Origin of the sequence: Microcoleus sp. S28C3 (assembly GCF_036700785.1) — a bacterium.
Lineage (GTDB): Bacteria > Cyanobacteriota > Cyanobacteriia > Cyanobacteriales > Microcoleaceae > Microcoleus > Microcoleus asticus.
Map to the genome: position 1 here is coordinate 17,833 of NZ_JAUBPO010000092.1, position 12,736 is coordinate 30,568.

The window sequence follows — 12,736 nt, forward strand, 5'->3', positions numbered from 1 at the left end:
CGCCTTTTTTACACCAGGAATGCTCTATATAGTATGTCTAAACCACTCAATTACATCTGTATTTTTATTATTACTTGCTGGCTGCTGTTTGCTTGTCATTTTCGGGAGCCTCTAAAAGTAAAACGTCCTCCCCTAAAAATATCTTGTGTTCCTTTTGTTGGCTATACACCTCTCATCATTGCTCAAGAAAAAGGATTCTTCAAAGCGCAAGGAATAGACGTGGAACTGAGCTATGTAGACTACTCACAATTGCAAGACGCGGATTTCAGTGCAGGGAAGTATGATGGGATCGGATTGACCTTGGGAGATTTTATGATCTTGAGTGCCACAAATCCTGATATGCAAGCTGTGATGGTTGTGGATGAATCGACAGGTGCAGATGTGGTAGTCGCGCAATCGGAGATTAAAACAATCCCTAACTTGAAAGGAAAAAAACTTGGTACACATCTAGGCAGTTTTAGCGAAGTCTTCGTTACTGAGATGTTGAAAACCTCTAAGCTGACGAGCGATGATGTTAGGCTGGTTAAAGTCGAGGCTTTAGACGTTCCCAATCGCTTACAAAACAATACTATCCAAGCAGGACACACTTGGGAACCGCATCTTTCTGAAGCATTAAAATTAGGGGCAAAAATTTTGTTTACAAGCAAACAAACCCCTGGCTTAATTTTAGATTTGCTCGCGTTTCGGGGTGAGACCATACGCGATCGCCCCGAAGATATTCGCGCCTTTGTGCGAGGCTGGCTTCAAGGCTTGTCATATTGGGAAGCAAATATTCCCGAAGGAAACGAGATCGTGAGCAAAGCGTTGAATATTCCCAGCAAGACAGTCTCTTTCGAGGGAATAGACCTCACTGACTTTGCAGAAAATCAAAAGTTCTTTCAATCAGAAAGTCCTAATTATATCTACAAAACCGCCAATAAATATGCGGACTTTTTTATTCGCGCTGGCAATGTTACGCGCCTTCCCAATCTAGAAACCTTGTTCAATTCTTCTTTCTTAGCCCCCCCTCCTAGTCTGAAACCATGAAGCGCACCTTTTTCAACAGCATCTTTATTATTATTACCTGCTGGCTGCTGTTTGCTTGTCATTCTCCGGAATCTCTAAAAGTAAAACGTCCTCCCCTGAAAGTAAGTTTTATCTCTTTTGTTGGCCATAGACCTGGCATCATTGCTCAAGAGAAAGGATTCTTCAAAGCGCAAGGGATAGACGTGGAACTGAGCTATGTAAACTACTTACAATTGCAACAAGCAGATTTCAGTGCAGGGAAGTATGATGGGATTGGATTAACCTTGGGAGATTTCATGATCTTGAGTGCCACAAATCCTGATATCCAAGCTGTGATGGTTGTGGATGAATCGACAGGTGCAGATGTGGTAGTCGCGCAATCGGACATTAAAACAATTCTTAACTTGAAAGGAAAAAAGCTTGGTGCAAATCTAGGCGGCTTTAGCGAAGTTTTCGTTACTGAGATGTTGAAAATCTCTAAGCTGACGAGCGATGATGTTAGGCTGGTTAAAGTTGATGGTTTAGACGTTCCCCAGCGCTTACAAAACAATGCTATCCAAGCAGGGCACACTTGGGAACCGCATCTTTCTGAATCATTAAAATTAGGAGCAAAAATTTTGTTTACAAGCAAACAAACCCCAGGCTTAATTTTGGATTTGATCGCGTTTCGGGGTGAGGCAATACGCGATCGCCCCGAAGATATTCGCGCCTTTGTGCGAGGCTGGTTTCAAGGCTTGTCATATTGGAAAGCAAATATTACGGAAGGAAACGCGATCGTGAGCAAAGCATTGAATATTCCCAGCAATACAAGACCTTTCGAGGGAATAGACCTCACTGGCTTTGCAGAAAATCAAAAGTTCTTTCAATCAGACAGTCCTCATTATATCTACAAAACCGCCAAGAAATATGCGGACTTTTTTCTTCGCGCTGGCAATGTGACGCGCCTTCCCAATAATCTAGAAACCTTGTTCAATTCTTCTTTCTTAACCCCCCCTCCTAGTCTGAAACCATGAAGCGCTCCTTTTTCAATAGCATTCGTACAAAGTTAATCGTGTCGTTTCTCGTCGTTGCTCTGATTCCATTGCTGCTGTTAGCATTTATCGACAAACATACAACTGAAAATGCCTTGACCGACAACGCACGACAAGCCCTATCTGCGGCGGCTAACGAAACCGCTTACAGAATAGATGGGTTTATTAATGGGAATCTCGATGCCGTGCGCGTAGAAGCGATTTTACCAGGTTTGGCCGCCTATCTGGGCCTACCTCCAGAACGGCGAAATGGTAGTCCCCAAGAGATGTTAGCGACTGAAACCTTAACCCGGCTCAGTCGCAAAGATATGCTTAATATTATCTCCTATGCCTTGCTCAACTTACAGGGACGGAATGTACTCGATACGAATACACCGGATGTTGGACGAGATGAATCCGGTCAAGATTACTTCCAAGAACTGCTCAAAACTCAACGACCTTTTGTTTCTAGTATGAGGCAATCGCCGACAATTCCCAACCTCGTTACGCTTTTTTTTAGCAGTCCTGTTCGCGATGCGAAGGGAAATATATTGGGTGTATTGCGGGTGACATACAATGCCACATCTGTCCAGCAGTTGGTGACTAGGGAAACTGAACACGCACGTGCGAAATCGTTAGCAGTTCTTTTAGATGAGCACTATATTCATCTGGCACATAGCACTAAACCTGAACTCCTTTTCAAATCGATTGTGCCTTTGTCACCCAATGTTGTAGCGAAACTGCAACGCGAAGGGCGTTTGCCTAAGAATCTAACGAAAGAACTTGCAATCAATTTGCCCGACCTCAAGCAAGCATTAGACACTAAACAGCCTTATCTAACCACACGATTGGCAGCTACGGGTAATAATGAGTTGAGCCTCTTAGCGATCGCCCACCTGAAACGTCAACGTTGGTCAGTCGTTTTCGCACAGCCGATTGCCGTTGCCCTAGCACCTGTAGAAAAACAAATACGCGATGCACTTTTTTTATTAGCAATCATCGCCGGAATTGTAACTATCATCGCTTTTGCGATCGCACAACTATTAACAAAGCCTCTGATTGACCTCACCCAAGCGGTTGCCCAGTTTACGGCGGGTAACTTAGACATCCGTGTGAAGATGCGATCGCAAGACGAAATCGGTCTGCTGGCACGATCCTTCAACAGCATGGCGAGGCAACTCAAAGAATCCTTTGAAACCCTCGAAGACAAAGTTAAAGAACGAACAGCAGAACTCGCTAATGCTAATCAAGAAATCATTGCCCTCAACGACAAACTTAAAGTAGACAACCTCCGCTTAGGTGCAGAATTGAATGTGGCGCGTCAGATCCAGCAAATGATTTTGCCCAACCCTGAGGAACTGGAAATTGACGGACTAGATATCGCCGGATACATGGAACCCGCCGATGAAGTAGGAGGTGACTACTACGACGTGCTACAGATCGATGGTATTGTCACACTGGCTATCGGTGATGTCACCGGACACGGCCTGGAAAGTGGCATTCTGATGCTGATGGCGCAAACCTCAGTTCGCACTCTGCAAGAGATTCGTGAACTCGACCCCGTTCGATTCCTGGATGTACTCAACCGTACCCTCTACAAAAACGTGCAGCGCATGAATTCTGAAAAAAGTCTGACGCTGGCGATTTTGAGCTACTCCGAAGGACTGATCAGCATCAGCGGTCAGCATGAAGAAACCCTAGTGGTGCGAAAAAATGGAGAGGTTGAGCGCATCGACACGATGGATTTAGGCTTGCCGATCGCTTTAGATGATGATATCGCACGCTTCATCAGTCACATTTCAATTGAGCTAGAACCTGGAGATGGCGTGGTGCTATATACAGATGGCATTCCAGAAGCCTATAACATCGGTAAAAAGCAGTATGGACTTAAGCAACTCTGTGAAGTGATCGGTCAAAATTGGCACAAGTCTGCCGCAGAAGTTAAGGATGCGGTGATTCTAGATGTACGGCAACATATCGGTAAGCAGAAAGTGTTTGATGATATTACGTTGCTAGTCTTTAAGCGGCAGGCGGACGTTACTGAAAAGGGAAATTTAGTTAATAATATCAGTTCTCCAAAAGTATGCTACAATCAAGTTGAAAGTTTGAGGAATACTTTATGAAAGTAAACTACCAAGAAAGAATTGATTTAACAGCAGACGAGTTAAAAAAAATTCTGGCGCAGGAGCGAACTCTAGCTAATCGACAAAAAATTCAGGCACTTTATTGGTTAAAAGCTGGAGCGAGTCAAAGCCTTACAGATGTAGCTGAACGTTTAGGTGTACATAGAATTACTGTACATAGATGGTTAAAACAATATATGGCGGGCGGTCTGCCAGAACTGTTAAAAATACGGCAACCCACTGGTAGACCCCGAGTAATTCCCTCAGCGGTAATAGCCGGAATTTCACAAAAATTAAGTGAAGAATCCTGTGAATTTAAGACTTATAAAGAAATCGGTCAATGGGTAGAAGATAACTATCACGTATCAGTTAAATATCAAACATTACACAAGCAATTACACTATCGCATGAAAGCCAAATTAAAGGTATCGAAGCCTGTAAATAACGAAAAAGCTCAGGATGCCGACATCGAGTTGAAAATAAAAAAAGCTCAAGAAAATTCCTCAAATTAGCTTGATGGTTAGAGTCTACTACCGCAAATCCAGCAAAACAATAAACTCAAATATTGGTTTCAAGATGAAACGAGAATAAAGTTGTTTAAAAGCAATTGAAAAAAACAAGATTACAGCTTTTGGAGTCAAACCAATAGGTAAAGTGAAATGGAGTTTTCTCATGTTATTATTTATATGGACAGTTCCCCCACAAAGCTGATAAATACTATACAACAACAAATATCTAAGTCAAGACCTCAAACTTGCTGATTTAGGTGCATTGCTAGGCCTGAGTAAATTTTAATTTAGTCATCTGTTCAAAGAGGCGATCGGCAGGGTTCCTGATAAATATCTGCTGCAACAGCGGATATTGATAGGGCAAAGCAGTTGTTAAAACAAAAAGAGCGATCGATTATGGAAATTGCCTGATTGGTGGGACTTTAATAGCCACAGCTATTTGAGCAAACAGTTTCGGCACCATCTGGGTATGACTTCTGCAGCTTATAGAATCTCATTGTTAGCTGGCGGGTTTAAACTACCAACTGATAATAAGCGGCAATCCAGGTCGAAAATCTACCTGTTGTCCCTGCACTTCTCCATCAAAACCAAGCTCCACAAAATACTCGGTTCCTATCCGTAACTTTACCTGATTTGTCTCCAGCACTGCTTGAAGTTCAGGTGACGGATTATTGGCAGCAGGACTGACTAATTCTACACGAGTAATTTCGCGTAAACCAACACCATGCTCCAAAGGCTGTGACTTCTGGGCAGAGTATTGATCGGGACGTTGACTAAAGGAAATTTGGAATAGCATCGGCTCACTCAACACATCACTATTTGTTGCCACCCTTATACTCATCGTTTCAGATAAATAAGGTGGACGATATGCCCAACTAGAAAATGCAACTGTGTCCTCAGAACCTTTGGCTGGACGCAAACAGATGCCAAATGGACACGCACCATTATTCCGATTAGTCGATCGCTCCCAAAGACGAGTCTGATGAATTGGCTCAGACTGCGCCTCTTCTGGATCGTGAATCCATAACAATTCCAACATTGCGTTATCGAAAAAGAAACAGCGATTGGCTGTACCTTGTCCGCGATGAATGCGAGATGCACCCTCAACTAAACCGAAGGATGATAAACGATTAGCTTCCGAAGCACCAATATCAGTAAGAATGAAAAGATGGTCGAATTCAAATGTCATAGCATTGTTCAGAGAATTGATCGATCGCTCAAATAATTTTAATCCTCTGTGATTGCTTGTTTTCCGATCGCCACGCTTATAATGCACAGCGTACTGTACCAAAATCCCAAACCTCTACTCAGTCAATCTTTCCCAATCTAAAATCTAAAATCGCGCAATCGATAGTCCCAAACCTCTACTGAGTCAATCTTTCCCAATCTAAAATCTAAAATCTAAAATCTAAAATCTAAAATCGCGCAATCGATCGCCCAAAATTCCCAAGCTTCAAGTTACAACCAGATTGAGGAACCATCCGCCCGCATCCAGCAGTCTCAACATCCAGTTACCGACAATTCTGTTAGAGTCAGGTCATCCTCCGGTGCATCTTGTAGAGACGCGATTCGCAGCCTCTGCCCCGAAAGCAGTAAAATCTCATCACATTGTCACCTGCCACCCGATCGGCAGTAACTTAAAAATTAAGGTAGTTTGAAAATAATCGCCCAAAGTTGAAAGAAGCCTTGACATCTGACCTACACTCTCTAACTTAGACCCTCTAGCTGCGCTGCCATCCATATTTAAAAGATGCCATGTCAACCTTAGTCATCGTCGAATCTCCCACAAAAGCCCGTACCATCCGCAACTTCCTGCCCTCCACCTACCGTGTAGAGGCATCGATGGGCCATGTCCGCGACCTACCATCCTCCGCCGAAGAAATACCAGAAGCCGTTAAAGGAGAAAAATGGGCGCAACTCGGCGTAAACGTGGAGGCAGACTTTGAACCCCTCTACGTCATCCCGAAAGATAAAAAGAAAATTGTTAAAGAACTCAAAGACGCCCTCAAAGACGCCACAGAACTGATTCTAGCCACTGACGAAGACCGGGAAGGCGAAAGCATTTCCTGGCATTTGCTGCAAATCCTCAAACCCAAAGTGCCCATCAAGCGGATGGTGTTTCACGAAATCACCCGCGAAGCTATCCGCGACGCCTTAACTCACTGCCGCGATATCGACAATCGAGTTGTACAAGCCCAAGAAACTCGCCGAATTCTCGATCGACTCGTCGGTTACACACTCTCTCCGCTGCTGTGGAAAAAAATCGCTTGGGGTTTGTCCGCCGGTAGAGTACAGTCAGTCGCTGTACGCCTGTTGGTGCGCCGGGAACGGGAACGCCGCGCCTTCCGCCAAGGTAGCTACTGGGATTTAAAAGCCCTTTTGGAAAAGGGCAAAATTTCCTTTGATGCCAAACTCGTGACAGTCGGCAAGGTGAAAGTTGCAAACGGCAGCGATTTTGATGAAAATACCGGGCAAATTATCGCAGGCCGCCGCGTACTTTTGCTGAACGAAGAACAGGCGCGGGCTTTACTTTCACGCATTCAAAACAAACCCTGGACTGTCACAAATCTCGAAGAACGGCCAGTCACCCGCAAACCCTCGCCGCCGTTTACGACCTCGACTTTGCAGCAGGAAGCTAACCGCAAGCTGCGGCTGGGTGCGCGGGAAACCATGCGCATTGCCCAAAGTCTCTACGAACGCGGTTTTATCACCTATATGCGGACGGATTCGGTGCATTTGTCCGAACAGGCGATCGCAGCGGCGCGCAGTTGCGTGCAAGAACTTTACGGCAGCGAATACCTCAGCCCCCAACCGCGCAAATACACCACGAAAAGCAAAGGCGCCCAGGAAGCCCACGAAGCTATCCGTCCCGCAGGCAGCACTTTTCGGACTCCGCAGCAAACCGGATTGGATGGCATTGATTTCCGCCTCTACGATTTGATTTGGAAGCGGACTGTGGCTTCTCAAATGGCCGATTCCCGCCAAACTCACGTCACTGTATTAACTCAGGTAGAAGATGCCGGTTTCCGTTCCAGCGGCAAACGCATTGATTTTCCAGGCTTTTTGCGGGCCTACGTGGAAGGTTCCGACGATCCGAATGCGGCGTTGGAAGACCAAGAGGTGATTTTGCCGGCGCTGAAGGTGGGGGATAAACCTAATTGTAAGGATTTAGAGGCAGTTGGACACGAAACTCAACCTCCCGCCCGCTATACGGAAGCTTCTCTGGTCAAAATGCTCGAAAGCGAAGGTGTGGGCCGTCCGAGTACCTACGCGAGTATTATCGGTACAATTGTCGATCGGGGATATGCGAAATTAATAGCTAATGCCCTAATTCCGACATTCACCGCTTTCGCCGTCACGACTTTATTGGAAACACATTTTCCCGATTTAGTAGACACCGGTTTTACTTCCAGAATGGAACAAACCCTCGATGAAATTGCCACCGGCGAGGCGAAATGGCTGCCGTATTTGCAAAAGTTTTATACAGGGGAAACCGGACTCGCAACCCAAGTAAAAGAACAGGAAAGCCAGATTGATGCCAAAGTTGCCCGAACTGTGGTATTGGAGAATATTACTGCTAAAGTGTGCATCGGCAAATTCGGCGCATACCTGGAATCTGAAAGCGAAGAAGGTCTGGTAAAAGCATCGATTCCCCAAGATTTGACGCCGGCAGATTTAGACCCGGAACAAGTGGAGTTTCTGTTAAAGCAAAAAACCGAAGGCCCGGAAAAATTGGGTCTTCACCCGGAAACTGGGGAACCGATTTATGTGCTAATTGGCAGTTATGGGCCATACGTTCAGTTAGGGGAAGTTTCGGAAACCAACAAGAAACCGAAGCGGGCTTCTTTACCGAAGGGGACGGATAAGGATAGCGTGACGCTGGATATGGCGGTGAGTTTGTTGACTTTACCCCGCTTGTTGGGCACTCACCCGGAGACGGGGGCGAAGGTGCAAGCTAATTTGGGGATGTACGGGCCTTATGTGGTGCACGACCAGGGTAAGGTGGGGAAAGATTATCGATCGATCAAACCCCCGGATGATGTTTTGACGATCGAGCTCGATCGGGCATTGGAAATGTTAGCGCAACCGAAAGCCGTTCGGGGCAGCAGCAAAACAGCCACACCTTTGAAAGAATTGGGCGCGCATCCAGAATCGGGAGAACCGCTTAATGTTTACGATGGCCGCTATGGCCCTTACGTGAAACACGGCGATATCAATGCTTCTTTGTCGAAGGATGAATCTGTGGAGAATTTCACCTTACAAAGAGCACTGGAATTGTTAGCAACCAAGGAAGCAGCGGGAGGCGGTAAATCTAGCAGCAAGTCGAAGAAGTCTACTAAGACTGCGGCGAAGTCCGAGACTGCAACTGAGAAGACTGCGGCGAAGAAAACCACTGCTAAAAAGACGACGACTGGGGCGAAAAAAACGACTACTAAGAAGGCGGCGACTGCGACAACAGCCAAGAAAACAACTAAGTCAAGTTAGCAGGATTTACCCACTGTACGGTCAGAAACCGCGTTTTTTGCAATAATTTGTTTGAGCAGACAGATTAGGTAAAAAACCCGGTTTCTGCGATCGCCGTGCGTAAGTAGGTCGGCTCTTTCTAAAGTAATCCTTTCGTTCTCATGATATAATCAAGACTATCCATGTAGTAATTGGAGTAATTGAATCACCATGATAGCTGAACTTATGGTACAACCTTCCTACTGGATCGATCGTGAGATTTCGATTCAGAAAGTCAGAAATCTTTACTTATTCAAATTTACGGAAAACCTGCAAACTAGATTAGAAGAACTAGCCGACAGAAAAAAGGCTAATCTTTTAACTTCAGAAGAGGTTGTAGAATTAGCAAGCTTACTAGAACTAGATCGGATTTTTACCTTAATTAACGCTAAAGTTATAGCAGCCTCATGTCCGTAAACCGCGTTACTAGAAATTTAGTAAGAAGTAGAGCTAATTTTCTTTGTGAATATTGCCATTCAGCGGAAGAAAGTAGCTCTACTCTATTTACGATAGATCATATTTTACCTCGATCGATTGGTGGTAGCGATGAGCTTGAAAACTTAGCTTTAGCTTGTCATCGCTGTAATAATAATCGCTATAATTTTGTCACGGGTACTGACCCAGAAACAGAACAAGAAGTAACTTTGTTTAACCCCCGTCAACAGCAATGGTCTGAGCATTTTAACTGGTCTGCGGATGGTTTAGAAATAATGGGTATTACTCCAACAGGTAGGGGAACCTGCGATCGATTAGACCTTAACGATCTATATCATAATGAAGGAGCGATTATCAGAGCTCGTCGTTTATGGATTAGGGCAGGGTGGCATCCTCCCTCTGGCGATCCTCGCCAAAATTCATAATATTGATAAGAACATTTGATTTTAATCATATGCAAGACGTTCGCCTTGAGAAAAATATTGAAGATCTCAAATCAGTTATCTGTTCGTGGGCGCAACAAAAAGAATTATGGCACGATTGCACATTTAAGTCATGGAATGAACATTTTGATGATGAACCACCAGAAAATCCATGCGTTTTAGTTCTCTGTGCTTCTGGGCAACTTGGCGAAATTCTATATGGTTATTATGGTAATGAACTACGCGATGAATTTGACGAACTAACTAAGAATACTGGGTTCTACTTTGAAAATTATGGAGGTGGAGTATTTACATTTTGGGTTATTGATGATGAAGAGTTAGAAGAAGCATATCATAAATACTTTGAATGGCGATGGATTTGCGATTTAGTACAACCAGATTTTTCGGATCTGTATGAAGAGGTTTATGAACGGTTTCATAAATCTCCTGATGATTTATACCACCTCGATCCCAGAAAGTTTGAGGTTTTACTTGATGGGATATTTCGTAATAACGGGTATCACACTCAACTTGGTTCTGGTCGATCTGACGGTGGTGTAGATATTCGCCTGTATTCTAACGATGTGATTGGTGAAGTTGTGACTCTAGTGCAAGCTAAGAGATACGCCACATCCAATCCAATCGATCTTCAAGCAGTACAAGCTTTAAGTGCTGTTGTTGAAGACCAACGAGCAAATCAAGGACTTTTTGTAACAACTTCACGATACTTGCCTTGTGCTCAACGCTTCGCCGCTAGACAAAAGACACGCATAAAATTAGCCACTTCAGATGAGGTGAGTCGCTGGTCTTTTTACGCCGCCGAGCGTATTATTCGTGATAAATCTAGTCTAGTAAAACCTGACCACTTGAAATATTTACTCAATTTAAATGGTTTAACAGATACGCTGGAAGGTAAGATTTTTCATTTTACTGAATACTTTGGGGGCATTTTTAACTATTTTGCGATTGTTCTTCGAGATTCAAAAGGAGCTGCTTTACTCATGAAACTCCCAACGACTAAGGTCAGTATAGTTGGTGATTCTTTTCGAGGATACGAGATCCCAGATACAGGGATTGCTGCTCTTTCCTATTTAAATGCAGAAAAGGTGTTCAGAGCAAAAAAGAAGTACAAAGATGATGGTGAACTTTATCTTTGGGGAAATCTAAATCGTTATTCTCTTTGGGGTGGCATACCTCAGTATTACGATTGGCATGATTAATTAATTACTTCTGAATCAGACAATACTGAGACTGGTTTAGCGGTTAGTAATAGAAAAATTTCCCGACGAGTTTCTACTAGAATCTCACTTACGCTGCGGTGGCGTTGCTGCGCTAGTAATTATGCTTGGTGATAGACTTCATCTGGCAAATTTAGGGTGATTTGGGCAGTCATAGGTGGAAGGCTATGAAACTAATATTTATATTATGCCATATTTTTCTTTGAGTATTAGACATCTGCCAAAAAGAAATAAAGAAGGATCTCGCTTGCTAAAAATACGGCGACAGCGACAAAGAAGAAAACCAAGTGAAATTAGTTTTGTTTTCACTCATCAAGAAACTCGGTTTCTTAAAGAAACCGAGTTTCTTGATATGTAAAACACTAGACAACAGGGCAAAAATAGATTTGTACTTCCGTCCTTAAAATTCTCTTCTCTTCTCTTCCTTTGTGTCATAAACGTCTGTGCGGTTCGCCCACCCCTATTTTTTTTGAGACATATCCACTCAAACTCTTCTCAAGCCTACCTTTTCAACTTGCTTTTCACCAGTCAGCAAAATCATCCTATTTACTTATTGACAATTGCTGCTCTCTGTTAAGTTGTCATGGAACGAACATATAAGGTTAAAAAATGTATCATAAGCAACAGAAAGTACCCAATCTTTTATGTAGCGCCCTACAATAGACAAAAGAAACAAGATTAAGAGGCGCGATCGCTATGGGTATCAATGAAAACTTAGACTGGGAAGAAGCATTTGAGTACCGAGCGGGCTTGACAGTCGAGTTGAAGTCCCAGCCAGGGGTTTTGCATACGATCGCTTACTATGAAGTAATGATGGTACCGCCCATCTGGTTAGAAAATGACCCGCGTCCCCGCTATCCTCACGAACTCCAAGTCGTTTCGCAGCAACCTACTGTTAGTTGCCGGATTTCGGAGTGCCCTGTTTTAGTCGCGTCCTAAGTTTTTTCAGCGGGAAATATCGGCGATGGCATCTAGCAAGCAATCAAACCGATGCAGTGATTTTCGGATTGAGATTGCTGTAGTTTACTTTGTGGCGATCGGCTAAGTAGTCGTAGGGTGCGCCGCCATGAACAACCCCTAACTTGAATATCGACAATCTCACAGATCCGCACCTGTGCCATCGAGAGCATATGTAAACAAACCCAACACTTATTTTCTAGCCAAACTTTGTAAAAATGGTATTATTTTAGGGTTTCGGTAATTCTTTTCCCTATCAATAACCGGACGTTGGTCTAAAATCTCCTCAGCGACCAGAAAGGTGATATGGGCGATCGACTTTCACGAAAAAACTGCGGTAATCCAAAAGTATATTGGTACAAATCGTAGAAATCCATCTTGATATTAATGAGAGTTGTTTGAGGTTTTTCCTAGGGTGACTAATTCGGTTTATTAACACAAAAGTGACAACTTTAACAATCAACAGTCCGGACAGTTTTTTGGGGTGAGTGGCGAGGAAAGCTATCCAAGGCTTAAAGTACAGTCATACATAAA

At 43.9% G+C, this 12,736-nt stretch carries 11 protein-coding genes; 10 read left to right on the forward strand and 1 reads right to left on the reverse strand.

Annotated features, from left to right (window positions below):
• Positions 1-33: 33 nt before the first annotated feature.
• The 4 genes from QUA13_RS23840 to QUA13_RS23855 are packed head-to-tail and all read left to right on the forward strand — an operon-like array spanning position 34 to position 4,650.
• Positions 34-1,026 carry an ABC transporter substrate-binding protein gene (locus QUA13_RS23840; protein ID WP_333202520.1) on the forward strand — a complete coding sequence of 331 codons (993 nt, stop codon included), beginning with the start codon at positions 34-36 and terminating at the stop codon, positions 1,024-1,026.
• A complete protein-coding gene (locus tag QUA13_RS23845) occupies positions 1,023-2,018 on the forward strand; it encodes an ABC transporter substrate-binding protein (RefSeq protein ID WP_333202522.1) in 996 nt (331 codons plus the stop codon). The genes QUA13_RS23840 and QUA13_RS23845 overlap by 4 nt, the downstream gene beginning before the upstream one ends.
• Complete coding sequence (locus tag QUA13_RS23850) at positions 2,015-4,138, forward strand: SpoIIE family protein phosphatase (RefSeq protein WP_333202524.1); 2,124 nt, start codon at positions 2,015-2,017, stop codon at positions 4,136-4,138. Before QUA13_RS23845 ends, QUA13_RS23850 begins: the two co-directional genes overlap by 4 nt.
• The gene (locus QUA13_RS23855) at positions 4,135-4,650 is read left to right on the forward strand and encodes a helix-turn-helix domain-containing protein (RefSeq protein WP_333202526.1); all 516 of its coding nucleotides are present in this window, start codon (positions 4,135-4,137) and stop codon (positions 4,648-4,650) included. Before QUA13_RS23850 ends, QUA13_RS23855 begins: the two co-directional genes overlap by 4 nt.
• A gap of 514 nt (positions 4,651-5,164) precedes the next feature.
• On the opposite strand, the gene QUA13_RS23860 is transcribed toward QUA13_RS23855, so the two are convergent.
• Entirely contained in the window at positions 5,165-5,836 is a 672-nt protein-coding gene (locus tag QUA13_RS23860) for a VOC family protein (RefSeq protein ID WP_333202528.1), read from the reverse strand.
• A 280-nt stretch (positions 5,837-6,116) separates the two neighbouring features.
• Between QUA13_RS23860 and QUA13_RS23865 the strand changes: the two genes are divergently transcribed.
• The 6 genes from QUA13_RS23865 (at position 6,117) to QUA13_RS23890 (ending at position 12,184) form a co-directional block, all read left to right on the forward strand.
• Positions 6,117-6,305: a hypothetical protein gene (locus tag QUA13_RS23865; RefSeq protein WP_333190539.1), complete on the forward strand. Its 189-nt coding sequence runs from the start codon at positions 6,117-6,119 to the stop codon at positions 6,303-6,305.
• 97 nt (positions 6,306-6,402) lie between these two features.
• Positions 6,403-9,132 carry a type I DNA topoisomerase gene (gene topA, locus QUA13_RS23870; protein ID WP_333202530.1) on the forward strand — a complete coding sequence of 910 codons (2,730 nt, stop codon included), beginning with the start codon at positions 6,403-6,405 and terminating at the stop codon, positions 9,130-9,132.
• Positions 9,133-9,321: 189 nt separating this feature from the next.
• Entirely contained in the window at positions 9,322-9,567 is a 246-nt protein-coding gene (locus tag QUA13_RS23875; RefSeq protein WP_333202532.1) for a hypothetical protein, read from the forward strand.
• Positions 9,558-10,010, forward strand: a complete 453-nt coding sequence (locus tag QUA13_RS23880) for an HNH endonuclease signature motif containing protein (protein WP_333202534.1) — start codon at positions 9,558-9,560, stop codon at positions 10,008-10,010. Before QUA13_RS23875 ends, QUA13_RS23880 begins: the two co-directional genes overlap by 10 nt.
• Before the next feature lie 29 nt (positions 10,011-10,039).
• Positions 10,040-11,227 (forward strand): restriction endonuclease, encoded by a 1,188-nt coding sequence (locus QUA13_RS23885; RefSeq protein ID WP_333202536.1) that lies wholly within the window; start codon positions 10,040-10,042, stop codon positions 11,225-11,227.
• Positions 11,228-11,941: 714 nt separating this feature from the next.
• Positions 11,942-12,184, forward strand: a complete 243-nt coding sequence (locus QUA13_RS23890; RefSeq protein WP_172185978.1) for a hypothetical protein — start codon at positions 11,942-11,944, stop codon at positions 12,182-12,184.
• Positions 12,185-12,736: the final 552 nt, after the last annotated feature.